We start from the raw sequence: 24,492 nt of genomic DNA on the forward strand, positions 1-24,492 counted from the left end.
CAACCCGGATGGCGGCCCGTCTAATCAGACTTTTCGATCCGATCGATCAGGCTCTCTACCGCAGGCAGGATGCGCGCGACGATGATGTCGACGCCCTCGGCGGTCGGATGGATGCCGTCCTGCTGGTTGAGCGCCCGATCTGCAACGACGCCGTCGAGGAAGAAGGGGTAGAGGATCGCCCCATGCGTCGCGGCGAGCTCCGGGTAGATCCGATTGAACGCTTCGCCGTAGGCCGCGCCCATGTTGGGCGGCGCGAGCATGCCGGCGAGCAGCACCGGCAGCTGCTTGTCCTTCAGCTGCTTGAGGATCGCGTCGAGCGCCTTGCGCGTCTCCGCCGGGTCGAGCCCGCGCAGGGCGTCGTTGGCGCCGAGCTCCACGATCACCCCGTCGATCTCAGGCGTCAGCGACCAGTTCAGCCGCGCCAGCCCGCCGCCCGCCGTATCGCCGGAAACGCCGGCGTTGACGAGCTTCACGTCGTGGCCCTTGGCCTTCAGCGCCGCCTCCAGCTTGGCCGGAAACGCGCTGGAGCCCGGCAGCCCGAGGCCGGCGGTCAGGCTGTCGCCGAAGGCGAGGATCGTCACCGGCTCCGCCGCCGCCGGCGACGGCCCTAAGCCGGAAACGAGGAGCGCCACCAATCCGCCCAGAAAACCCTTGCGTAATCTCGTTACAAATCTCACGGGCATGTGACCTCGTCTGGAACGGTTTTGACGATAACCCATATCAGCGCGACGTCAGACGTCCTGCCGACCGGCGGATCATCTTCAGATATAGGGTAGCTCCAGGTGGCCAAACCAGCGATAGAGCTCGATAACGTCGATTTGAGCCTCGGCAGCGGCGCTGCCCGCGTGCATATCCTGAAGCGCATCTCTCTGTCGGTGGCCGGCGGCGAAAGCGTCGGCATCGTCGGGCCCTCCGGATCCGGCAAGTCCACGCTGCTGATGGTGACGGCCGGCCTGGAGAAGGCCGACAGCGGCACCATCCGCGTCGCCGGGGAAGCCCTGGAGGCGCTGGACGAGGACGGTCTCGCCCGCTTCCGCGGCCGTTCGGTGGGGATCGTCTTCCAGTCCTTCCACCTGATGCCGACGATGACGGCGCTGGAGAACGTGGCCGTGCCGCTGGAACTGGCCGGCCGCCGCGACGCCTTCGTACGCGCCGAGGCCGAACTGAAGGCAGTCGGCCTCGGCCACCGCCTCAACCACCACCCCGCCGAGCTTTCGGGCGGCGAGCAGCAGCGCGTCGCCATCGCGCGGGCGCTCGCCCCGGAGCCGACCATCCTGATCGCCGACGAACCCACCGGAAACCTCGACGCGGAAACCGGCGAGGAGATCATCCGCCTGATGTTCGAGGCCCGTGCTCGCCGGGGCGCTACCCTGGTGCTCGTCACACACGACAAGGCGCTGGCCGAACGCTGCGACCGGCGCATCACCATGCGCTCCGGCGAAGTCGTGGAGGACGTCCGCACCGGCGTCTCCCGCGCGCCCCTTCCCGTCTGACCGGAGGCCAGGACCGATGTCAGCCTTCGTCGCGGGACCGCGGTCCCCTTCTCTCCGATCGGCCTTCGTCTTCGCCGCCCGCGAACTGCGCGGCGGCCTTTCGGGCTTCCGGATCTTCGTCGCCTGTATCGCGCTCGGCGTGGCCGCGATCGCCAGCGTCGGCTCCACCACGCGCGGCATTACTGAGGGTATCTCGGCGGAAGGCGGCACGATCCTCGGCGGCGACCTCTCCTTCTCGTTGATCCACCGCGAGCCGTCCGCCGAGGAGGCCGCCTTCCTGACCGGCCTCGGCAAGACGTCCGAGATCGCCACGCTCCGGGCCATGGCCCGCACCGCCGACGGCGAGAACCAGGCGCTGGTCGAGCTGAAGGCCGTGGACGACGCCTATCCCTTGCGCGGGGCGGTGCAGCTCGACGAAGGCGGCGCCCTTGCCGACGTGCTGCGGCAGCAGCCGGACGGCAGCTTCGGCATCGCGGTGGACCCGCTGCTCGCCTCCCGCCTGGAAGTCTCCATCGGCGACACGCTCCTGATCGGCGAGGCGCGTGCCACCATCGCCGCCACGATCGCCAGCGAACCCGACAAGATCGGCTCCGGCATCGACTTCGGCCCCCGCGTGATGCTGAGCCGGCAGGCGCTGGACGCCACAGCGCTGATCCAGCCGGGCAGCCTCGTTCGCTACTCCACACGGGTGCTGCTGCCGGGAACCGCTACCGACGAGCGCGTCCGCGCCGTCAAGGCTGAAGCCGAGGCGAAGTTTCCCGAGGCCGGCTGGCGTATCGGCAGCCGCGACGACGCTTCGCCGGGTCTGCGCCGCAACGTGGAGCGCTTCGCCCAGTTCCTGACGCTCGTCGGGCTGACCGCCCTGGTGGTCGGCGGCGTCGGCGTCACCAACGCGGTGAAGTCCTACGTGGACCGCAAGCGGGACACCATCGCGACCTTCAAGTCGCTTGGCGCCCCCGGCGGCTTCGTGGTGCTGGTCTACCTCCTGCAGATCGCCGCGATCACCCTGGTCGGCATCGCCATCGGTCTCGTCGTTGGGCTTCTCGTTCCCTATCTCGGCGGCGGCCTGCTCGCCGACGCGCTGAACCTGCCGATCCGGATCGGCGTCTATCCCGGCGAACTCGCCCTTGCCGCGCTCTACGGCTTCACCACCGCCTTCGCCTTCGCCATCTTCGCCCTCGGGCGGGCGCACGACGTGCCGGTCTCCGCCCTCTTCCGCGACCGGGTCGCGCCGGAGCGGCGGCGACCGCGGCTCACCTACCTCGGGCTGACCGTCGCCTCCGTGCTGCTTCTCGCCGGCCTTTCCGTGGCGCTCGCCTACGACCGCTTCGTCGCGGTGGTGTTCGTCGGCGCGGTAGCGGGCGCCTTCCTGCTCCTCTACGCGGTCGCACTCGGCGTGATGGCGCTGGCGCGACGGGCGCCTCCGGTGCGGTCCGCCGAGATGCGGCTGGCCGTCCGCAACATCCACCGGCCGGGCGGGTTGACGGTCTCCGTCGTGCTGTCGCTCGGCCTCGGCCTCGCCCTCCTGGTGACGCTCGCGCTGATCGACGGCAACCTCCGCCGCCAGCTGGTGGGCGCGCTGCCGGAGCGAGCGCCGAGCTTCTTCTTCCTCGACATCCAGTCGGCCGAGGTCGACGCCTTCCAGGCGCTGGTGGAGAAGACCGCGCCGGGCGTCGCCGTCGACCGCGTGCCCATGCTGCGCGGCCGGATGGTGTCGCTGAACGGCACGCCGGTCGACAAGATCGACGCCCCGAGCGACGCCCGCTGGGCCTTGGAGGGCGAGCGCGGGGTGACCTACGCCGCCGCGCTGCCGCGCAACTCGACACTGGTTTCCGGCGAATGGTGGCCGGCCGACTACGCCGGCGAGCCGCTGGTCTCCTACGAGGCGGAACTGGCGGACCTGCTCGGCCTCAAGATCGGCGACAGCGTTACCGTCAACGTGCTCGGCCGCGAGGTGACGGCAAAGATCGCCAACACCCGCAGGGTCGACTGGGAGTCGCTGTCGATCAACTTCGTGATGGTCTTCTCGCCCAACACCTTCGCCGGCGCGCCGCACACCTTCCTGGCGACCGCCGCCCTGAAGGACGGCGGCACCCGCGCGGAGGAACTGGCGCTGATGAAGGCGGTGGTGCAGGGCTTCCCGACCGCCACCGCCGTGCGCGTCAAGGACGTGCTGTCGGCCGTCAACGACATCGTCGCCGACCTCGCCGTGGCGATCCGGGTCGCGGCCAGCGTGGCACTGGTGGCGAGCGTGCTCGTGCTCGCCGGCGCTCTCGCCTCCGGGCACCGCCAGCGGATCTACGACGCGGTGCTCCTGAAGACCTTCGGCGCGACCCGCCGCCGGGTGCTCGGCGCCTTCGTCGCGGAGTACCTGATGCTCGGCCTCGCCGCCGCGATCTTTGGCGTGGTTGCCGGGTCCGCCGCCGCCTTTGGCGTGCTTGAGGGGATCATGGACATCCCAGCCGTGCTCGACTGGACCGTCGCGGTGATCGCGGCCGTGGTCGCGCTGCTGCTGACGGTGGGCTTCGGCCTGCTCGGCACCTGGCGGATCCTCGGCACCAAGGCCGCGCCGGTACTGCGTAACATGTAACCGCCGGTCAGCTGACCGCGTGGGCGAGGAGCCCGAGCGCCGCGGCGGTGGTGAGCGTCACCCAGAGCGGGGCCTTGAGGCCGAACACCAGCACGGCGGACACGGCGGAGAGCGCCACCGCCGTGCCGTCGACGCTGGCGAGCACCGGCAGGTCCAGGTTAAACGGGCCCACGGGCGTACGCGGCACCTCCCGGAACAGCACGTGGAGGGCAAACCAGACCGACAGGTTGAGGATCACGCCGACCACCGCCGCGGTCACCGCCGACAGCGCCGCCTTCAGCCGCGGCGAGCGGATGATCGCGTCCACATAGGGCGCGCCGACGAAGATCCAGAGGAACGACGGCGCGAAGGTGACCCAGCCCGTGACCAGCGCGCCGAGGAGGCCGCCGACGACCGGATCGAGCCCGCCGGCGTTTCGGAAGCCGGCGAGATAGCCGACGAACACGAGCACGAGGATCAGCGGCCCCGGCGTCGTTTCCGCCATGGCGAGCGCGTCGAGCATCTCGCGGGCGCTGAGCCAGCCCTCCGTCTCCACCGCCGCCTGCGCCACATAGGCGAGCACCGCGTACGCCCCGCCGAAGGTGACGACGGCCATGGTGGAGAAGAAGGCGCCGAGCCGCGCGAAGATCCCGTCGAACCCGGTGAGAAGCGCCAGCGCCAGGGGCAGGGCGCCCCACACCGCGACCCAGGTGGCGGCGGTGCGCAGGGTGTGACCGAACCCGGGCCGGCGCGCCGGCGGCGGGAGGGACACCCCGTTCGCCGCGCCGCCGCGGATGGCGCCGATCACCGCAGCGCCGAGCACGATCAGCGGGAACGGCACGTGCAGCGCGTAGATCGCCACGAAAGCCGCGGCCGCCAGCCCGTAGGCGAAGCCGGAGCCGAGCGCCCGCCGGGCGATCCGCACCAGCGCCTCCACCACGATGGCGAGCACGGCCGCCTTCAGACCGTAGAACAGCGCGGCCACCATCGGCACATCGCCGTAGGCGGCATAGACGGCCGCGATGACGGTGATGATGACGAAGCCGGGCAGCACGAAGAGCAGACCCGCCGCCACCCCGCCGCGCACCCCGTGCAGGTGCCAGCCGACATAGGTGGCGAGCTGCTGCGCCTCAGGTCCGGGCAGCAGCATGGAAAAGTTGAGCGCGGCGAGGTAGCGCTCCTCGTCGAGCCAGCGCCGCTCCTCCACGATCATCCGATGCATCAGCGCGATCTGGCCGGCCGGTCCGCCGAAGCCGAGCAGGCCGACCTTGAGGAACACGGAGACGAGGTCGGCGAAGGAGGGGCGGACAGCGATGCTCATCGGGGGGCGGCCGGCTCCTGTACGAAACGGGCGACCCTTATAGCAGCAACATGACGGGGCGATGCGACGGGATCAGCTCGCCGGGGCGGGCGCCTTGCCGAGCGCGGCCTCGATCGCCGGCATCAGCCGCTTGGTGAGGCTTTCGGGCGACAGCGGCCCCACGTGCTTGAAGGCGATGGTGCCGTCGGCGGCAACGACGAACGTCTCCGGCACCCCGTAGACGCCCCAGTCGATGCCCGTCCTGCCGCTGCGGTCCGAGCCGATCGCCGAGAACGGGATGCCGAGCGCGTTGAGGAAGCGCGTGGCGTTGTCCGGGTCGTCCTTGTAGTCGATCCCGACCAGGGCGAAGCGGCTGTCCTTGGCGAGCTCGATGAGCAGCGGATGCTCGTCCCGGCACGGTCCGCACCAGGAGGCCCACACGTTGACCACGGACACCTTGCCGAGGAGATCCGCCCGCTTCAGGCCGGGCACCGGCTTGCCGCCGACGGTCAGGCCCTCCACCGGCGGCAGGTCGAACTCCGGCGCCGGCCGGCCGATCAGCGCGGACGGGATTGCCGAGGGATCGCCGGCGTAGAGTTGCTTGTAGAAGACGCCGGCCAGCACCGCGAAAAGGATCAGCGGCATGAAGGCCCAGATCCGGAACCGGCGTGGGGCGGGCGTCGCGTCGTCGGGCGTCGTCATGCGCCGCTCTCCTGGCCGGCGACCGCCGCCGCCTTGGCCGCCGAGCGACGGCGCACGCCGCGTGCCTCCAGCTCGGCCAGGCGCCGGGTCTGCGTGCGGTGGTCGACGAGGATCCAGACGACCAGAGCCGCCACCGTGAGCGCCGCGGCGGCATAGGAGACCACGATGAAGCCGGCGTGCGGGCCGAGGCCGAACAGGTTCTCCATCAGCGCGCCCCTCCGGCCGCCATCAGCCCGAGCGCCCGCACGCGGCGGCGCAGGATCTCGTTGCGCATCGCCATCCAGTGCAGCGTGACGAGGAGAGCCGTGAAGGCGAGCGCCATGACGAGCAGAGGCCACAGCATCGACGGGTCGATGGTCGGCCCGTCCATCCGGAACACCGACGCCGGCTGGTGCAGCGTGTTCCACCAGTCGACCGAGAACTTGATGATGGGCAGGTTCACCGTGCCGACGAGGATCAGCACCGCCGCCGCCCGCGCCGCCCGGGTGGGATCCTCGATCGTGCGCCAGAGGGCGATCAGCCCGAGGTACATGATGAAGAGCACCAGCATCGACGTCAGCCGCGCGTCCCACTCCCACCACGTGCCCCACATCGGCTTGCCCCAGAGCGAGCCGGTGAACAGGCAGAGGAAGGCGAACGCCGCCCCGATCGGCGCGGCCGCCTTGGCCGACACGTCGGCGAGCGGATGCCGCCAGACGAGCGTGCCGATCGCCGAGGCCGCCATCATGCCGTAGGTGAACATGGAGAGCCACGCGGCGGGCACGTGGATGTACATGATCATCACGGTCATGCCCTGCTGGTAGTCCTCCGGCGCGCCGGCGACCAGGATGAGCCCCACCGCGAACAGGAGCACCGTCGCCCCCGCCAGGTAAGGCAGCGCGCGGGTGACGAGACCCATGAAGCGGGTCGGGTTGGCGAGTTCGGTGAGCGTCAGGGCCATGCGCTTCTCTAATCCGGGCCGGGTTTCCGCGCAATGTAGGGACGCGCGGCCCGCCTTTCCACGTCAGATGAGCGCGGCGGACCGTCGCCGTCCTTGATCGAGCGCATGGCCGCGCTCAATCGAGCCCGCCGCGCAGCGCCGCCGCCGCCGCGATCGGCCCCACCACGCCCGCCATCAGCGACACGGCGGCGAGCAGCAGGAACGGCGTGAAGAAGCCGGCGGGATCGAGGAGCACGCTCGTCGAGGCGGCGACGCCGAAGATCAGCACCGGGATCGCGAAGGGCAGGATCAGGATGGGCACCAGGAGCCCGCCGCGCCTGAGCGACACCGTCAGCGCCGCACCGATCGCGCCGAGGAAGGTCAGCGCCGGCGTGCCGACGAGCAGCGTCAACACCGTCGTGCCGATGGTGGCCGGCGGCATGGCGAGGAACAGCGAGAACAGCGGCGCAGCGATCACCAGCGGCAGGCCGGTTGCGGTCCAGTGGGCGAGCACCTTGACGATGACGACCAGCTCCAGCATCCGCCCCGACCCGACGATGAGGTCGAGCGCCCCGTCCTCCCGGTCCGCCTCGAACAGCCGGTCGAGCCCAAGCAGCGTGGAAAGCAGCGCCCCGATCCACAGGACAGCCGGCCCGAGACGCGACAGGAGGTTGAGGTCCGGCCCGACCGCGAAGGGGATCGTCGTCACCACGATGAGGAAGAACAGGACGCCCATCAGCGCCCCGCCGCCGACGCGCACCGCGATCCGGAGTTCGCGCAGGAACAGGCTGCGATAGGCGTTCATGGGAGCTCAACACCCGGTTTTTGACCATTGAGAACTGCAGCGACAAAAGGGGCCGGGTCCGCTGATGGTGACAACCAGTTTGCTCTGCCGGGATGGGTGAGACCGAAAACGAATCTGCCGGAGCACGTCTGCCACGCATAACTGGCCCATCGTCGGCGGTTCCGTTCCTTGTAAATGCCGATCGGAGCACCGCAGCCAAGCTTGCTTGCCACGACCTGCCCAGTCTCCACGCCGAAGCAGACTACCGCTCTCGGGCTCAATTGCTCGATCATCGCGACATGAAAAGGCCAGCACAGGTCGATCAGCTGACGATCATAGGCCTCACCGAGGTCAGCAACTTGGCGCGAACGGACAAACACCAAGTTCGAAGCGGGAGCATCTCTTAGGTCGAGCCCGATCCGGTCGAAGAGGTGTTGTATACGGCGTTGAAGTCGTGCCTGTCCTGTCGCCTGCAATCCCCAGGATTCATCCAGAAAGGCAGACCACCGCTCAGGCCGCCTTTCGGCGAGATACCTGATGTCTTCGCCGATTGTCTCACCGGACTGAAGAACCGGATCACCGCCCGGGTTGCGACCAAGGAGGTAGACCGTTCCGGGCTGCGAGTACGCAGAAGGGCCGCTGTAAAACACCTTCCCGCTCAAGGGACGGAGTTCAGCTGGAATAGCATCGCTGATCGCCCGATGGAGAGCTTTCATGGCATCAGCTCCGCTTGGTCGTACCGCCTTTCCAGTCTTAGGGTACGCGTCCCAGCGAGGGCGATGGAGAGGTGGGTTGCGGCAAGGATGGAGCCGCCGGCGGCAAGGTGCGCGGCCATCACGGCGACCAGCCGCGCTTCGGAGGCGGCGTCGAGGGCGGCGGTCGGCTCGTCGAGAAGCCAGATCGGCTTGTCGACCGCGACCAGCCGCGCGATCGCCAATCGCCGGCGCTGGCCGGCGGAGAGATAGCCCGCGGGCAGGTCTGAAAGGTCGAGGAGATCCACGGCGTCCAGGGCCTCGTCCACCGTCGCTCCGGGCGAGCCGGAGAAGTCGCGCCAGAAGGCGAGGTTCTCCGCCACCGACAGCGCGGTCTTCAACGCGTCGCGATGGCCGAGGTAGTGGCAATGCGGCGCGACGTCGGTGGCCTCCTCCACGCTGTCGCCGGCAACGCGGATCCGTCCCGCCTCCGCCCGCACCAGTCCGAACAGCGCGCGGATCAGCGTCGACTTGCCGACGCCGTTCGGCCCGGTGAGAAGCAGCGCCTCGCCGGGGGCGAGCGTCAACGAGACGCCGTCGAGCACCCGCCGCCCGCCGCGTTCGACGATGAGGTCCTCCACGGCGAGATGCACCGCGGCGCGAGGTCGGAAGTCGGGAAGGCCGCCGGACGGCGACGGAGAGGTGGTCATGAAAGCGTAACCGGCGGGCTGGAGGAGGCGGGCTGAAGGATCTTGGGACAATGGCGTACGAAAACCGCCTTAACGACTATCGTCATCCTAGTCACGTGCTACGAACTTCTCTATAAGGCCCGCGGGTTCACCGGGGTCGATCTCCGCGACCCTTTACGTAAACGTAAAGCAACTTTCGCCAAGGCGGTCGTCGCGTTCCGGGTTCCCATTTCCGGGGTGTGGCACCACATGAGGGCAAAGGACGGGCCGGCGCACTCCCAAGGCGTCATAAGGACCCGGCCACCCGGCCGCCGCCAACCACGAGGGACCAACCACCGATGTCGCTCGACAGCTTCAAGTCCCGCAAGGAACTCACCGTAGGCGCCAAGACCTACGTCATCTACAGCCTGACCGAGGCCGAAAAGAACGGCCTGCCGGGCGTCGGCCGCCTGCCCTTCTCGCTGAAGGTCCTCCTGGAGAACCTTCTCCGCTTCGAGGACGGCCGCACGGTTTCCGCCGACGACATCCGCGCCATCGCCGAGTGGCTGGTGAGGAAGGGCAGCGACCGCGAGATCGCCTTCCGCCCGGCCCGCGTGCTGATGCAGGATTTCACCGGCGTTCCGGCGGTGGTCGACCTCGCCGCCATGCGCGACGCCATGACCGCCCTCGGCGGCGACCCGCAGAAGATCAACCCGCTGGTGCCCGTCGACCTCGTGATCGACCATTCCGTGATCGTCGACGAGTTCGGCAACGCCCGCGCCTTCGACCGCAACGTGGAACTCGAGTACGAGCGCAACGGCGAGCGCTACCGCTTCCTGCGCTGGGGCCAGCAGGCCTTCGACAACTTCCGCGTCGTGCCGCCCGGCACCGGCATCTGCCACCAGGTGAACCTGGAATATCTCGCCCAGACCGTCTGGACCAAGGCCGAGGACGGCTCCGAGGTCGCCTATCCCGACACCCTCGTCGGCACCGACAGCCACACCACCATGGTCAACGGCTTGGCCGTGCTCGGCTGGGGCGTCGGCGGCATCGAGGCGGAGGCGGCCATGCTTGGCCAGCCCCTCTCCATGCTGATACCCGAGGTGGTCGGCTTCAAGCTCTCCGGAAAGCTCAAGGAGGGCGTCACCGCCACCGACCTCGTGCTCACCGTCACCGAGATGCTGCGCAAGCACGGCGTGGTCGGCAAGTTCGTCGAGTTCTTCGGCCCCGGCCTCGACAACATGAGCCTGGAAGACCGCGCCACCATCGCCAACATGGCGCCCGAATACGGCGCGACCTGCGGCTACTTCCCAGTCGACGCGGAAACGGTGCGCTTCCTCGCCGACACCGCCCGCGACCCGGCCCGCGTGGCGCTCGTCGAGGCCTACGCCAAGGCGCAGGGCCTGTGGCGGACCGCCGAGACCGCCGATCCGGAGTTCTCCTCGCTGCTGGCGCTCGACCTCGACACCGTCGAGCCGTCGCTTGCCGGCCCCAAGCGCCCGCAGGACCGCGTGCTCCTGAAGGACGCCAAGGCCGGCTTCCTGAAGAGCATGGAGACCGAGTTCAAGAAGACGGACGCGTCCGAGCGCACGCTCGTCGGCGACACCGGCTTCGACCTCGGCCACGGCGACGTGGTGATCGCGGCGATCACCTCTTGTACCAACACGTCGAACCCGTCCGTGATGATCGGCGCCGGCCTGCTGGCGCGCAACGCGGTCAAGAAGGGCCTGAAGACCAAGCCCTGGGTGAAGACCTCGCTCGCCCCCGGCTCGCAGGTCGTCGCCGAGTACCTGGACAAGGCCGGCCTGCAGCCGGACCTCGACGCGCTCGGCTTCAACCTGGTCGGCTTCGGCTGCACCACCTGCATCGGCAACTCCGGCCCGCTGCCCGAAGCGATCTCCAAGACCATCAACGCGGCCGACCTCGTCGCCGCGGCGGTGCTCTCCGGCAATCGCAACTTCGAGGGCCGCGTTAACCCGGACGTGCGGGCGAACTACCTCGCCTCGCCGCCGCTGGTGGTCGCCTACGCCCTCGCCGGCTCGCTCCAGGTGGACCTCGTCACCGAGCCGCTCGGCACCGGGTCGGACGGCCAGCCGGTCTACCTGAAGGACATCTGGCCCTCCTCCAAGGAGATCGCCGAGTTCATCCGCGCCAACGTCACCCGTGAGATCTTCGAGAAGAAGTACGCGGACGTGTTCAAGGGCGACGAGAACTGGCAGTCCATCTCGGTGGCGGCCGGCCTCACCTACGCCTGGGATGACGGCTCCACCTACGTCCAGAACCCGCCCTACTTCGTCGGCATGGGCCGCAAGCCGGGCGACGTCTCGGACATCCACGGCGCCCGGATCCTGGGCCTGTTCCTGGACTCCATCACCACCGACCACATCTCCCCGGCCGGTTCGATCAAGGCGGCGAGCCCGGCCGGCAAGTACCTCGTCGACAACGGCGTCAAGCCCATCGACTTCAACCAGTACGGCACCCGGCGCGGCAACCACGAAGTGATGATGCGTGGCACCTTCGCCAACATCCGCATCAAGAACCAGATGGTGCCGGGCGTCGAAGGCGGCGTCACCGTCCACTATCCGGACGGCGCGCAGGCCCCGATCTACGACGCGGCCATGCAGTACAAGGCCGAGGGCGTTCCGCTGGTGGTCTTTGCCGGCAAGGAATACGGCACCGGCTCCTCCCGCGACTGGGCGGCCAAGGGCACCAACCTCCTCGGCGTCAAGGCGGTGATCGCGCAGAGCTTCGAGCGCATCCACCGCTCCAACCTCGTCGGGATGGGCATCGTGCCGCTGACCTTCAAGGACGGCGAGAGCTGGCAGACGCTCGGCCTCAAGGGCGACGAGACGGTCACCATCAAGGGCCTCACCACCGTGAAGCCGCGCGAGATGCTGACCGCCGAGATCACCTACGCCGACGGGTCGAAGAAGAACGTCGAGCTTCTCTGCCGGATCGATACGCTGGACGAGCTCGACTACTTCAAGAACGGCGGCATCCTGCACTACGTGCTGCGTCAGCTGGCTGCCTGAGGCAGCCTGAGACAGGAAGACCGATCGCGCGACGACCCCCGGCCATGAGCCGGGGGTTTTCTTTTGGGCGGATGCGTCGTGCTCCGGCGGCCGGTACTCCGCTCGCGCTCTCGACTACAGCTTGAGCTTCACCTTGGGAGCAGCGCTCGCCGAACCGGGGGTGGCGGCGCTATCCAGGAGGCGGCGGCTTTCCAGCAGGAGGTCGGCGTAGCGGGCCGGGTCGACCAGCATGGTTCCCAGATAGGCGAGCGCGCCCGGCTTGTAGGCCGCATAAACGCTCGGACCGCAGGCATCCAGGCTCGCACGCGTCTCCTGCGCGATGTCGGGGATCATCGGCAGCGGCGGCGGCACCTGCTGATAGGGAGGCCGCTGATTGAAGACGACACCGGTGCCGTCCGCGTTGGACAGCCATGGATTGGGATCGGCGACGCCATTCTCGAACCAAAGGCCCTGCACGTTGAACACGTCGTGCCGCTGCCCTTGCTGCAGACAGGCGACGATCGCGGCATCGGGCGGATCGCTCGGCCGGCGCAGCCAGTAGCCCTCAAGGCCCGTGACGCCGGGGGTGGTGAGGACCTTCGCCTCCTTGCCGTATTTCTCCCGAAGGTTGGCCATCACGGCGCTGTCGTCGACCGACGTCGGGTCCAGGAACAGAGCGCGCGACACGGCGACAACCTTGTCCGGCGCCGCGCCGGGCTCGTTGAACACGACGATCGCTTCCTGCCCATCGTCCCTGATGAAGGCCTTGGCCGAGCCGTAGGCCACCATGTCGGCAGGATCGGCCGCGAACGGGCGGCGCTTCTCGAACACGCGGGACACCGTCATGTGCGCGCGGATCGTCTTCTCCGCTTCGGCCATGTCCATGCCGAGGGTGAGGCCGATGATGTCGAACGGCGTCGCCGTCCGCTCCGCTTCCGCGCGCGCCGCAGCTTCGGCCGCGGCGGCGGTGTTGAGGGCCGTATGGTCCACGGTGGCGAAGGATTTGTCTCCAAGCGAAGCCTCGCCACGACCGACGTCGGGGTCGTAGGGGTAGTAGTCCGTTCGCTCCGAAGAGAGTTCCAGGATCACGTCGACCCCTTTGGCGCCGGCGACGGTGCGCAGGCTTTTCACCCGCCCTTCGATCCGCCGGGCCGTGCGATACCATTCGTTTGAATTGCCGAGCGGGATCAGGCCGACCGCGTCGGCGATGACGACCACCGCGCCCTTGGGCTGGGCCGAGCCGGTCGTCTCGGTGTAGATCCGGTCGAGCTCGTTGGAGAACTCCCTGAGGCAGCTGCCGTTCGAAGCGAAGTTGGAGTCCAGGCGGTAGCCGAGGCGCGACGACAGGGTCGGCTCGGAGATCTTGTTGAATGACTGGAGCGACAAGGCGCCGTCATCGAGCGCGGGCTGGCTTAGGGATGTCTGGATCTCCGGGGTGATCTCGTGCGGGCGGAGAAACAGGTACACCGACTTCGGCAGGTTGGAGCAGTAGAAAGAGTTGTAGTGAGCGATCGTCATCAGGTCGACCGCGTCGCCGGCCTTCTCGGCTCGCTTGCGCATCCAGGACTGGAAGCCGGAGAGCAGCTTGTCCCTCTCGAACCGGGTCGGCGCGACGGTAAGGCTTTCCGCAAAGAACCGCGCGCCCATCGCGCTTCCCGTCCGTTCCGCGACCCAACGGTCGAGCAGCATGCGCTGCCAGTCTGCGTCGGTGATGTTCTGGGGGTCGAGCTTGACCCGCAGGAGGTCGACGCCCTCCTGCGTGAGCGGCAACCGGTCTGCCGTCTCGATCGGAACGGTGTCCGGATCGGCAGCGAGGGGCTGGTTGTCGTGCCTGACGCGGGCCAGGATCACCGGCGGCTTGTCCTGGTCGGCCCGGTACCAGACGATGGTCTCCAGCGCTTCCACGAGCACGACCGACCGGTCGCCGTCGGCGGTGACGCCCACCGGCCGGATCCGGTGCAGAATCTGGAACCGCCGGTTACCCATGGCAGTCCGCCCGGCTTTGGCGGTCTCGCGGTCGACGTCGATTCGCCGAATGGCGTTCGGATTCGAGATCTGGAAGTTGACCATCCGGGCGACATGGGACGACCCGTTGTCGTTCTGAAAAGTCTGCGTGCTTTCCGGGATCGGGAATCCCGTTCCGTCGTATTCGGCGAGCACTGCCTCGCCGGCCGTCCAGAGTTCCTCGGCAGCTTTGTAGCGCAGGATCGCGGCCTTCTCCTTCTCCAGCGCTGCCGATCGGTCGAACTCGTTCGCCTCCTTGACCACCTGGGACTGCGCCGCGGCACGTTCGGCCAGCGGCTCCCCACCGCCGTTGCGGATGGCCCAGTCGAGCAGGTCGCGCGCGGTCACCAGCCGCAACGAACCGATCAGGGCCTCCGCGTCGGTGATCTCCGGGGCATCCGGCGTCGGGTTCAGCTCGGCCGTGCCGAACCGATGAATCGCGTTGCTGAGGGCGGCATCGGCGTAGAGGATGGAGTCCTCAAGGCGGAAGACCAGCACCATGCCGTTCGGATTGCGCGAATTCGCCTGTGCGAAGGCGGTCTCCGTGATCTCGAAGCGAGTGAGGACGTAGAGGGTCGGCGTGTTGCCCCGCAGTCCGCGCCGGAACCTCTTGCCTTCCTCCACGCCCATCGGCAGGAACTTTGGCAACTGCAGGGATCCTTGGAACAACGTCTCCACCAGGGAACTGCCGACGCCCGGGTATGCGTCCGACCGGTTAGCGCCCAGCGAGAAACCCTGCCGCTCGAAATCGTACTCCCCGAGTGAAACGGCGGAGATCATCGCCGCCGGCATCGGATAGGGTACCTTCCTGGCGAGAAGGCTTGGAATGAGGTCCGCACGCGAACGGTCCAGGAAGGCCTTGCGCTCGAATTCGTCAGCGAACCTGAGCGGATCCGGCCCGTTGAAATTGAGCTGCCCGGATGTCCGTCGCCGGCCGTGGACGGCCGCGAGAGTGAGGACGTTTTCATCCGACTCGGCCAGAGCCGGGTTCTCGTTAAGGACCATGTAGTCGATCAGCCGTTGCCAGGCACGTACGACACCGCCGCTGTCGACCCGGAGCCGATTGAAGACAGCGTCGTCTCCGCCGCCGCTGGACGGCATCAGGAGGTGATCCTGGACCACCGGGATCCTGAGCTCCCTGGCAAGGCCAAGCACGTCCGAACCGAGCGGAGCGTCCGGCCGATCGCTTGCGAGCCGCCATCGGTAGAGGGTATCGCCAAGTACCAGCCTCGGGCCGGTGCCCACACGCGGTCCGCGCGTATGGAGACTCGCCGCCGTCGTCGTCGCGGAAAGGCGGATCCGCTCCGACGCTGCATCTTCCTGGATGTCCTCCGCGCTGATATCCGCCCAGACCACGCCGATGAGGTCGTCGCGCCGCTTCAGCTTGGCAAGGAAGCTCTCGCCCTCTTTTTCGCCAAGCGGCAGGAGGTCGAGCGCGGGCAGGCCTGCGGCCGCTGCGGTGACTCGGCCGCCGAGGTGATCGAGAGCGACGACGAGCAACGGGTTGGGCGGGTTCACCGTCGCAGAACTGATCTCGAGCGGAAAGCCACGGCCGGTCTCGAAGTCGAGCAAGGACGCGCGAAAGGTCACCGCGACTTTCAGGGGTCGGCGAGGGGTCTCCTCGGCTTCCAAGAGGATGCGAGCCCGCGCGGCGCTGACGATCCGCGGCCGGTCGAATTCGTTCGCCTGCCGGTACTCCGCGACCTGCTTCGAGCCGAGCAGCGTGTCGTCCGCGCCCAGAAAGGTGAGCACCTCGTCGTCCTCGTCGACGAGCGCCGGATCGGCGGCGATCGCCTGCAACGCCAGAGCCCTCAGGGTTCTTCCCCCCACCTCGTCGATCGGACGGGCGTCGGAATCCACCAGCGCATAGTCGGAGGCGGGCGGCAGCTCGCGCGGCGCCGATCTGGCCGGACCATCTCCGGTCGCGGCTCGGACGGTGACCAGCGCGGCGACCGTCGGATCAGCCGGTCCGGGCTGGCCCGTCTCCTCGCGGAACCGGGCGAGCGCCTGACGGGACCGGCTGCCCCATCGGCCGTCGACACTGCCGGCATCGTAGCCGAGCTCGTTGAGCCGGCGCTGCAGTTCGGCCGTTTCGGACCGCCCGAGCGGCAGGTCCGCGCCATCGAGCGGCGTATCGAGCGGGGAATCCGCGAAACCGTCGATTCCTCCCATATTTCCGTCGAAGGACCCTGCGAGGTCGCGGAGCCGTGCGATCTCGGACCGGGTGAGCAAACCGGTCGGCCGGATGCCGTTCGCCTCCTGCCAACGGACGATCGCGGCCCGCGTGCCTTGTCCGATCGCACCGTCGATCGGCCCGGAGTAGAAACCGGCCGCCGAAAGCCCCGCCTGCACCTGCATCCGGGTTTCGCGCGACATGCCCGGTTCGTTGACGATCGGCCGCCCGCCGCCCCGTCCGCCGGGATTGAAGAGATCCTCGAACAGCTGATTGAAGGTCTGCGCCGTGGCCGGTTCGGCCGTCGCGCCCACGAGCGTGGCCAGAAGGATCGCGCTGAACAGGCCACGTCGCATCGATACTGCCTTCCTGAAGCCGCCGCGGGTAATCTGGCATGGCGGATCGACGGTCCGTGCCCGAGTGCCGTCGGCGGCACGCGCTGAGGTGCCGGTCATGCTTGATTCTGCGCGCGGAATTGTCAACGCGCCGGCAGGAGTAAGCAGGTCTTCGGCACTGTGCAGGATCAGGCGGCGTTGACGGCCGGCCGCCTGAGCTCGCCCGCCAGATACCAGCCGACCGCGGCCAGCACGAGGCTGCCGCCGAGGATGGCGGGAAGGCCCGGCTCTTCGGCGAAGGCGAGCCAGACCCAGAACGGGCCGAGGACCACGTCGAGCAGGCCTATGAGCCCTGCTTCGCTGGCCGGGATGTGCTTGCCGCCGGTGAGGAACAGGAGGTAGGCGAGCCCCGATGTGGTGAAGCCGAAGGCGGCGAGCACGGCGAACTCGAACGGCGTCGGCAGCGGCCCCCCGACCAGCGGCCAACAGGCGGCCGCGCAGACGAAGGCCGCGAGCCCGTTGACGGGCGCCATCTGGATGCCGGGATGGAGCCGCGCCATCACCAGGATCACGGCAAAGGATGCGGTCATGGCGAAGGCGAGGGCGTTGCCGAGGACGTCCTCCGGGTGGGTTGCCGAGCCGGCCACGATCAGGATACCCGCGAAAGCGACTAGGCTCGCGATCGCCACGCGTCGGCCGATTTGCTCGCGCGTCCACACCCAGGCGACCGCGGCCGCCACGAAGGGCAACGTCGCGTAGATGGTCATCACGTTGGCGACGGTGGTGAAGTTGAGCGAGGCGACGTAGGACACCATCGAGATCGCCGACAGCGGGATCGCGAGGAGGCCCGGTCGGCCGAGACTGGCGAAGCTCTCGCGGACGCGGCCCCCGTTCATTACGGCGAGCATCGCCATCAGCGACAGCCCGGCGAAGATCGAGCGCCAGAACAGGATGGTCCAGAGGTCGATCGGCAGCAGGCGGACGAACAGGCCGCCCGTGCTCCAGGTGATGGTGCCGAGCGTGACGAGGACGATGCCGTAGGTCCGCCTGGAGGCGAAGGTCATGGGTGGCTCCGGCGGATGCGGGACGGCCCGAGAACGAAGGGTCCGGCGGGCGGTTCTCTCCCACCCGCGCCCGTCCTGCAAGAGGGACGTCAGCGAACGGAGAACAACCCGTAGGTCGCCATCGCCGCCACGGCGAGCAGCGCCGAGGCGATCAGCGTCACGCGGGCGAACCGGCCGAGCCCGATCCGCGCGACATGGCGGGTAAGGAGCTCGCTTGCCGTCCGCGTGTTGAGACACTCCAGCGCGACCAAGCCGAGGATTCCGGTCACCAGCGGACCGTAGAGGTGAACCGCCACGGCGAGCCACACGCCGAGCATGACGATCTCCAGCATGCGGATCGCGCCGAGCGGATCTTCATGGTCCATCATGTGAACCGGCCCGCTGTTGGGCTTGGAGAGGCGGAGCACGCCAACGGCGATCGCCGACGCCACCGTGCCCGCGAACACGATCGCGGCAAGGATGAGCGCGGGGAGAAGGCCGATCGTCTGGTCCATGGGGCCTGGCGTGAACATGGGTCGTCCCAATCTCGCCACTCTGCCGCCACAATGCTGAATCCGCGGTAGAGGGCTTCCCGTCAATCGACGAGTCGCGCTTAAGTTCCGGCCGGGTTCTGCGGACGTGGTTTCCGCCTGGTTTCGGGAGGTTGGCGAAACGTCAGGCTGGCGTGTCGCGGTGCCCGAAGATGGCGCTGCCGACACGGACGTGGGTCGCCCCATGCCGGATCGCGGTCTCGAAATCCGCCGACATGCCCATCGAGCGAAGCGGCACGCCCGCCCGGTCGGCCAGCTCGTCGAGGAGGGCGAAGTGCGGCGAGGGGTTCTCCTCCACCGGCGGGATGCACATCAGCCCGGCGACAGCCAGGCCATGCACCGTTCGGCAACGCTCCACGAAGGCGACCGCCTCGGCCGGCGCGATACCCGCCTTCTGCGGTTCCTCGCCGGTGTTGACCTGGACGAGCAGCTTCGGCGCACGACCCTGGCGGGCGATCTCGGCGGCGAGCGCGGCGGCGATCTTGTCGCGGTCGACGGTGTGGATGACGTCGAAGAAGGCGACCGCTTCGCGCGCCTTGTTGGACTGCAGCGGCCCGATCAGGTGGAGCTCCAGGCCGTCCGTCTCCGCCCGGAGAGCCGGCCACTTGCCCATCGCCTCTTGGACGCGGTTTTCGCCGAAGACCCGCTGCCCCGCCGCGATCACCGGGCGGATGTCGTCGGCCTCGAAGGTCTTGGACACGGCGATCAGCGTCGCCGAACCCGCCGGCCGACCGGCATCGCGCGTCGCCGCTTCGAGGCGATCCCGAATGGCGCGGAGACGGTCTGCGGCGGTCGCGGTCATCGGGGCGCTTCTCCGTTCGGTTCTGCTGGGCCGGCCCTGGCTAGCGCGGTCGAGCCGGTGGCGCAAGGCCCCGTCGGCCGTGTCTTCGCCGCACGCTTTCGGCTGGGAGATGCGCCCGCGTCGCCGATCCCATTGACCGTCGGGACCATTTCTGGTGATGGTCCAACCGACGCGTTTTCCCTTGAATCCGCCCCATCGGCCCACTGCGATTCGGGTGGCGGACCCCAGTGACCAGGACTTGTACATCACCCATGGCGACCGAGCGATACAACGCCCGCGAGGCTGAGGCCCGTTGGCAGAAGGCGTGGACCGACAACGAGGTCTTCAAGACCCGCAACGAGGACCCGCGCGCCAAGTACTACGTGCTGGAGATGTTTCCCTATCCCTCGGGCCGCATCCACATCGGTCACGTCCGCAACTACTCGATGGGCGACGTCGTCGCGCGCTTCAAGCGCGCCAAGGGTTTCAACGTGCTGCATCCCATGGGCTGGGACGCCTTCGGCATGCCGGCAGAGAATGCCGCGATGAAGAACAAGGTCCACCCCAAGGCGTGGACCTACGAGAACATCGCCACCATGCGCGGCCAGCTCCAGTCGATGGGCCTCTCGCTGGACTGGGCGCGCGAATTCGCCACCTGCGACGTCGCCTACTACAAGCGCCAGCAGCGCCTGTTCCTGGACTTCCTCGCCGCCGGGCTGGTCGACCGCAAGAAGTCGAAGGTCAACTGGGACCCCGTCGACATGACCGTGCTCGCCAACGAGCAGGTGATCGACGGCCGTGGCTGGCGCTCCGGCGCGCTGGTGGAGCAGCGCGAGCTGACCCAGTGGTTCCTGAAGATCACCGACTACGCCGAGGACCTGCTCACCGCCCTCGACGGCCTAGACAAGTGGCCGGAGAAGGTGCGCCTGATGCAGAAGAACTGGATCGGCAAGTCGGAAGGCCTGCGCGTCCGCTTCGAGGTGGCCGGCAACGCCGCGCCCGCCGGCGAGCGCTCGATCGAGGTCTTCACCACACGGCCCGACACGCTGTTCGGCATGAGCTTCCTGGCGCTCTCGCCCGACCATCCGGTCTCCAAGGCGCTGGCCGCCGAGAACGCGGACCTCGCTGCCTTCGTCGAGGAATGCCACCGCATGGGCACCTCGGTCGCCGTGCTGGAGACCGCCGAAAAGAAGGGCTACGACACCGGCCTGCGGGTGAAGCACCCCTTCACCGAGGAGACGTACCCCGTCTACGTCGCCAACTTCGTCCTGATGGACTACGGCACCGGCGCCATCTTCGGCTGCCCCGCGCACGACCAGCGCGACCTGGACTTCGCCCGCAGATACGACCTCTCCGTCACCCCGGTGGTGCTCCCGGACGGCGCCGATCCGGCCGCTTTCACTGTCGGGGACGTCGCCTACACGGACGACGGGACGATCTTCAACTCCGACTTCCTGGACGGGCGATCGGTACCGGACGCCAAGCAGGCGGTGGCCGCCGCCCTGGAAAGCCGCACGATCGACGGCAAGCCTGTCGCGACGCGCCAGGTGAACTACCGCCTGCGCGACTGGGGCATCTCGCGCCAGCGCTACTGGGGCTGCCCGATCCCGATCATCCACTGCGACGACTGCGGCGTGGTGCCGGTGCCGGTGAAGGACCTGCCCGTCGCGCTTCCCGACGATGTGGAGTTCGACCGCCCGGGCAACCCGCTCGACCGCCACCCGACCTGGCGCCATGTGGCCTGTCCGTCCTGCGGCAAGCCCGCCCGCCGGGAAACGGATACCATGGACACCTTCGTCGACAGCTCCTGGTATTTCGCCCGCTTCACCGCGCCGGACGCCGAGGATCCGACGATCCCGGCCATGGCCGACGCCTGGCTGCCGGTGGACCAGTACATCGGCGGCATCGAGCACGCGATCCTGCACCTGCTCTATTCGCGCTTCTTCACCCGCGCCATGAAGGCGACCGGGCACCTCTCGCTCGACGAGCCCTTTCGCGGCCTGTTCACCCAGGGAATGGTCACCCACGAAACCTATCAGGACGCTTCCGGCGCGTGGGTCTCGCCTGCCGACGTCAAGGTGGAGATGGTCGACGGAATCCGCCGGGCGACGCTGGTCACCACCGGTGAGCCGGTGACGATCGGCCCCGTGGAGAAGATGTCGAAGTCCAAGCTCAACGTGGTCGATCCCAACGACATCATCGAAACCTACGGCGCCGACGCCGCCCGCTGGTTCGTGCTCTCGGACTCGCCGCCCGAGCGCGACGTGGAGTGGACCGACGCGGGAGCGCAGGGCACCGCCCGCTTCCTGCAGCGCGTCTGGCGCCTCGTCAGCGAATCCGCCGAGATCGTCGGCACCGCCACCACGTCGCCCGACCCCTCGCCGGCCGCCCTCGCCATCCGCAAGGCCGCCCACAAGGCGCTCGCCGCGGTGGACGAGAACCTGGAGGGGCTGCGCTTCAACGTCGCCCTCGCCAAGATCTACGAACTGGTCAACGTGCTCGGCTCGGCCTTCGCCAACGATCGCGCCCGCTTCGACGCCGACGCCTCCTTCCAGGCAGCCTTCCGTGAGGGCCTGGAGATCCTGGTCCAGATCGTCGCGCCGATGACGCCGCACCTGGCCGAGGAATGCTGGTCCGCGCTCGGCAACACCGGCCTCGTGGCGATGACCCCTTGGCCGACGCTGGAACCGGCCCTCCTGGTGGAGGACGAGATCACCCTCCCCGTCCAGGTCAACGGCAAGAAGCGCGCGGATGTCACCGTCCCGCGCGACGCCGACGCGGCCTCGGTGGAAGCGGCGGTGATGCAGATCGATGCGGTTTTGAAGGCGCTCGAGGGCAAGGCGCCGAAGAAGATCATCGTCGTGCCCCAGAGGATCGTGAATGTCGTCGCGTGACCGTCTGCCGGCCGCCTTCGTCGCCGCCGCCCTCGTCGCCGCCACCGTCCTCGGCGGCTGCCAGATGCGCCCGCTCTACGGTGCCGGCGGCGCCGAGACGAGCGGAACCATCGCCGCTCTCCAGACGATCGCGGTGGAGCCGCTGCGCGACGACGTCGGCCAGGAGGTCGTCAACCAGCTTATCTTCGACATGCGCGGCGGCGCAGCGCTGACCGAGAAGCGCTACGTTCTGAAGCTGATCGCCTCGGACCGCACGTCGGAACTCGGCATCGAGAAGTTCGAGGGCTTGCCGACGGCAACGCTGATCACGCTCACCGTCACCTACACGCTGACGGAGATCGAGACCGGACGCGTGGTGACCACCGGCACCGCTTCCTCGACGGCATCCTACGACGTGTCCTCGCAGCGTTTCGCCAACCTGCGCGCCAAGCGTGACGCCGAACAGCGTGCCGCCCGCAAGGTCGCGGAAGACATCCGCACCCGGCTCGCGACGGTGCTGGCCGCCGGCAGCTGACGCCATGGTCGCCGCCAAGGCCCAGGACGCCGATCGGATCGCCGCCAGGCCGCCGCGGGAGATCGGCTTCTACCTGGTCTACGGCCCGGACTCCGGATCGGCGGCCGAACGGGCCGGCCGCATCGCGGCGGCCTCCGCGGACCCGTCCGATCCGTTCTCCCTGATCCGGCTGGACGGCGCCCAGCTCACCTCCGATCCGAGCCGGCTGGCCGACGAGGCCTACGCGGTCTCCATGTTCGGCGGACGGCGCGCGATCCTGATCCGCGACGCTGGCGGGCGCAGCAACCTCGCCGCCGTGATCGCCCCGCTGATCGCCAGTCCGCCGCCGGAAACGGTGATCGTCGTGGAGGCCGGCGACCTGAAGAAGGCGAGCCCGCTCCGCGCCCTGTTCGAGAAGGACCGCGGCGCCTACGCCATTCCCTGCTACGTGGATGACGAGGCCGCCGTCGCGCGGCTGGTAGACGAGGAGGTGCGCGCGCACGGCCTGTCCATCAGCGCCGAAGCCAGGGCGCTGCTGGTATCCCAACTGGGTGGCGACCGGCTGATGTCGCGCGGTGAGATCCAGAAGGTCTGCCTCTTCGCGCTCGGCAAGCCCGCCATCGAACTGGCCGACGTGGAGGAACTGATCGGCGACAGCTCCTCGATCGCCACCGAGGAGATCGTCGATGCCGCCGCCACCGGCGACCTGGCGGGTCTGACGGTTCTGCTCGCCAAGGCCGCCAGCGAGGGACTTTCCACCGACCAGATCGCCCTGTCCGCCCTCCGACATTTCCAGGCCCTCGACGCGGCCCGCCCCGACGTCGATGCCGGCCGCACGCCCGACCAGGCCGTCGAAGGCATGCGGCCACCGATCTTCTTCAAGCGCAAAGCCAAGGTGGCCAAAGCGCTGGGCCTCTGGAGCGCCGCGCGTCTACAGCGGGCCATGAGCCTCCTGAGCGACACGGTCCGCGACCAGCGTCTCAACAACGCCCTCTCCCGCGAGATCGTCGGCGACACGTTGATCACGCTGGCGCGCTATGCGGCCGGTCAGAACCGCGGCCGGCGCTGACTCCCTCCGAAACGATCGCCGGAATACAAGAAACCCGCTGCAGACATGGACGGGCCTCTGCAGCGGGTTCGTTTCGACATCGGACCATCAGAATCGTCTCGGATCTGAATCGACCTGTTTAGCCGTTTAATCGCCGACAGACTTCTTCGAGCTGCTCCAGCGACTTGTAACGGATCCGAATCTCTCCGCTGCCGTCGGCCTTGTGCTTAATCTCGACCGCGAAACCGAGCGCATCGGAGAGCTGCTTTTCCAGCGCGCGCGTGTCCGCATCCTTCTCGGCCTTGCCCGACGTCTTGGCACGCCCGTGCGGCTGCTCCACCACGGATTGGGCAAGCGCCTCCGCGGAACGGACCGTCATCCCCTCCTCGACGATCCGGCGCGCCAGCGCAGCCGGATCCGGCGCTGTGACCAGCGCGCGCGCATGGCCGGCCGTCAGGGATCCATCGTTCAGATACTGCTTTACCGATTCCGGAAGCTTCAGCAGCCGCAGCGTGTTCGCCACATGGCTGCGGCTCTTGCCGATGATCGACGCGAGATCATTCTGGCTGTAGTGGAACTCGTTGATCAGCTGGTCGTAGCCGAACGCCTCTTCCAGCGGGTTGAGATCCTGCCGCTGGACGTTCTCGATGATCGCGATCTCCAGAGCTTCCTTGTCGTTCAGCTCGTGGATGATCACCGGGATCTCGTGCACGCCGGCCTTCTGCGCCGCCCGCCAACGCCGCTCGCCGGCGATCAGCTCGTAGCCGCTGCCACCGCCTGGAACCGGACGCACCACCACCGGCTGGATCATGCCGTGCTGCTTGATCGAGGACGCGAGCTCGTCCAGCTCCTCCTCCTTGAACAGCCGCCGCGGGTTCTTCGGGTTGGCCCGGATCAGGTCGATCGCGACCTTGCGCGTGCCGCGCACCCGCTCCACCACCTCGAATTCGTTGCTGGCGTCGCCGATCAGCGCCGCGAGCCCGCGCCCGAGCCGCCGCCGGCCGCTATCGTCCGTCATGGTCATGGGTCTGG

19 protein-coding genes are annotated in these 24,492 nt (G+C 68.5%); 6 read left to right on the forward strand and 13 right to left on the reverse strand.

From position 1 onward, the window contains the following. Positions 1-20 precede the first annotated feature (20 nt). On the reverse strand, positions 21-683 hold the full coding sequence (locus HZ321_RS16205) for an arylesterase (RefSeq protein WP_181703425.1): 663 nt from the start codon (positions 681-683) through the stop codon (positions 21-23). A 99-nt stretch (positions 684-782) separates the two neighbouring features. Between HZ321_RS16205 and HZ321_RS16210 the strand changes: the two genes are divergently transcribed. Together HZ321_RS16210 and HZ321_RS16215 are read left to right on the forward strand one after the other, a co-directional pair. Then, entirely contained in the window at positions 783-1,493 is a 711-nt protein-coding gene (locus HZ321_RS16210) for an ATP-binding cassette domain-containing protein (protein WP_181703426.1), read from the forward strand. Positions 1,494-1,509: 16 nt separating this feature from the next. Continuing rightward, positions 1,510-4,083 carry an ABC transporter permease gene (locus HZ321_RS16215; protein ID WP_181703427.1) on the forward strand — a complete coding sequence of 858 codons (2,574 nt, stop codon included), beginning with the start codon at positions 1,510-1,512 and terminating at the stop codon, positions 4,081-4,083. A 7-nt stretch (positions 4,084-4,090) separates the two neighbouring features. Here the strand turns inward: HZ321_RS16215 and chrA are convergent, their stop codons facing one another. The 7 genes from chrA to ccmA all read right to left on the reverse strand — a co-directional run bounded on the left by chrA (position 4,091) and on the right by ccmA (position 9,169). Beyond that, positions 4,091-5,383: a chromate efflux transporter gene (chrA, locus tag HZ321_RS16220; RefSeq protein WP_181703428.1), complete on the reverse strand. Its 1,293-nt coding sequence runs from the start codon at positions 5,381-5,383 to the stop codon at positions 4,091-4,093. A 72-nt stretch (positions 5,384-5,455) separates the two neighbouring features. After that, positions 5,456-6,064, reverse strand: coding sequence for a DsbE family thiol:disulfide interchange protein (locus HZ321_RS16225; RefSeq protein WP_181703429.1), 609 nt, complete (start codon positions 6,062-6,064; stop codon positions 5,456-5,458). Then, positions 6,061-6,270, reverse strand: coding sequence for a heme exporter protein CcmD (gene ccmD, locus HZ321_RS16230; RefSeq protein WP_181703430.1), 210 nt, complete (start codon positions 6,268-6,270; stop codon positions 6,061-6,063). The genes HZ321_RS16225 and ccmD overlap by 4 nt, the downstream gene beginning before the upstream one ends. Next, the gene (locus tag HZ321_RS16235) at positions 6,270-6,998 is read right to left on the reverse strand and encodes a heme ABC transporter permease (RefSeq protein ID WP_280514508.1); all 729 of its coding nucleotides are present in this window, start codon (positions 6,996-6,998) and stop codon (positions 6,270-6,272) included. Before HZ321_RS16235 ends, ccmD begins: the two co-directional genes overlap by 1 nt. 121 nt (positions 6,999-7,119) lie before the next feature. Then, complete coding sequence (gene ccmB, locus HZ321_RS16240) at positions 7,120-7,788, reverse strand: heme exporter protein CcmB (RefSeq protein ID WP_181703432.1); 669 nt, start codon at positions 7,786-7,788, stop codon at positions 7,120-7,122. After that, positions 7,785-8,483, reverse strand: a complete 699-nt coding sequence (locus HZ321_RS16245; RefSeq protein ID WP_181703433.1) for a uracil-DNA glycosylase family protein — start codon at positions 8,481-8,483, stop codon at positions 7,785-7,787. The genes ccmB and HZ321_RS16245 overlap by 4 nt, the downstream gene beginning before the upstream one ends. Continuing rightward, positions 8,480-9,169 (reverse strand): heme ABC exporter ATP-binding protein CcmA, encoded by a 690-nt coding sequence (ccmA, locus tag HZ321_RS16250; RefSeq protein ID WP_194304046.1) that lies wholly within the window; start codon positions 9,167-9,169, stop codon positions 8,480-8,482. Before ccmA ends, HZ321_RS16245 begins: the two co-directional genes overlap by 4 nt. A gap of 317 nt (positions 9,170-9,486) precedes the next feature. Here ccmA and acnA point away from each other — a divergent pair, with 317 nt between their 5' ends. Continuing rightward, the gene (gene acnA, locus HZ321_RS16255) at positions 9,487-12,159 is read left to right on the forward strand and encodes an aconitate hydratase AcnA (RefSeq protein WP_181703434.1); all 2,673 of its coding nucleotides are present in this window, start codon (positions 9,487-9,489) and stop codon (positions 12,157-12,159) included. Positions 12,160-12,273: 114 nt separating this feature from the next. Here the strand turns inward: acnA and HZ321_RS16260 are convergent, their stop codons facing one another. The 4 genes from HZ321_RS16260 to HZ321_RS16275 all read right to left on the reverse strand — a co-directional run bounded on the left by HZ321_RS16260 (position 12,274) and on the right by HZ321_RS16275 (position 19,046). Then, on the reverse strand, positions 12,274-16,671 hold the full coding sequence (locus HZ321_RS16260; RefSeq protein ID WP_181703435.1) for a peptidoglycan-binding domain-containing protein: 4,398 nt from the start codon (positions 16,669-16,671) through the stop codon (positions 12,274-12,276). A gap of 167 nt (positions 16,672-16,838) precedes the next feature. Further along, positions 16,839-17,714 carry a DMT family transporter gene (locus HZ321_RS16265; protein WP_181703436.1) on the reverse strand — a complete coding sequence of 292 codons (876 nt, stop codon included), beginning with the start codon at positions 17,712-17,714 and terminating at the stop codon, positions 16,839-16,841. Positions 17,715-17,803: 89 nt separating this feature from the next. Continuing rightward, the gene (locus tag HZ321_RS16270) at positions 17,804-18,226 is read right to left on the reverse strand and encodes a hypothetical protein (protein ID WP_181703437.1); all 423 of its coding nucleotides are present in this window, start codon (positions 18,224-18,226) and stop codon (positions 17,804-17,806) included. Positions 18,227-18,368: 142 nt separating this feature from the next. Next, the gene (locus HZ321_RS16275; RefSeq protein ID WP_181703438.1) at positions 18,369-19,046 is read right to left on the reverse strand and encodes a YggS family pyridoxal phosphate-dependent enzyme; all 678 of its coding nucleotides are present in this window, start codon (positions 19,044-19,046) and stop codon (positions 18,369-18,371) included. Positions 19,047-19,297: 251 nt separating this feature from the next. Between HZ321_RS16275 and leuS the strand changes: the two genes are divergently transcribed. From leuS to holA, 3 genes are read left to right on the forward strand one after another with little or no spacing between them, the layout of a single operon-like run. Then, positions 19,298-21,919, forward strand: coding sequence for a leucine--tRNA ligase (leuS, locus tag HZ321_RS16280; RefSeq protein WP_181703439.1), 2,622 nt, complete (start codon positions 19,298-19,300; stop codon positions 21,917-21,919). Beyond that, on the forward strand, positions 21,906-22,433 hold the full coding sequence (gene lptE / locus HZ321_RS16285; RefSeq protein WP_181703440.1) for an LPS assembly lipoprotein LptE: 528 nt from the start codon (positions 21,906-21,908) through the stop codon (positions 22,431-22,433). Before leuS ends, lptE begins: the two co-directional genes overlap by 14 nt. A 4-nt stretch (positions 22,434-22,437) precedes the next feature. Beyond that, positions 22,438-23,481, forward strand: coding sequence for a DNA polymerase III subunit delta (holA, locus tag HZ321_RS16290; protein ID WP_181703441.1), 1,044 nt, complete (start codon positions 22,438-22,440; stop codon positions 23,479-23,481). 118 nt (positions 23,482-23,599) lie between these two features. Here holA and HZ321_RS16295 read toward each other — a convergent pair whose 3' ends face one another. Beyond that, entirely contained in the window at positions 23,600-24,484 is an 885-nt protein-coding gene (locus HZ321_RS16295) for a ParB/RepB/Spo0J family partition protein (protein ID WP_181703442.1), read from the reverse strand. Between the last annotated feature and the right edge of the window lie 8 nt (positions 24,485-24,492).

Origin of the sequence: Chthonobacter albigriseus (assembly GCF_013839445.1) — a bacterium.
Lineage (GTDB): Bacteria > Pseudomonadota > Alphaproteobacteria > Rhizobiales > Pleomorphomonadaceae > Chthonobacter > Chthonobacter albigriseus.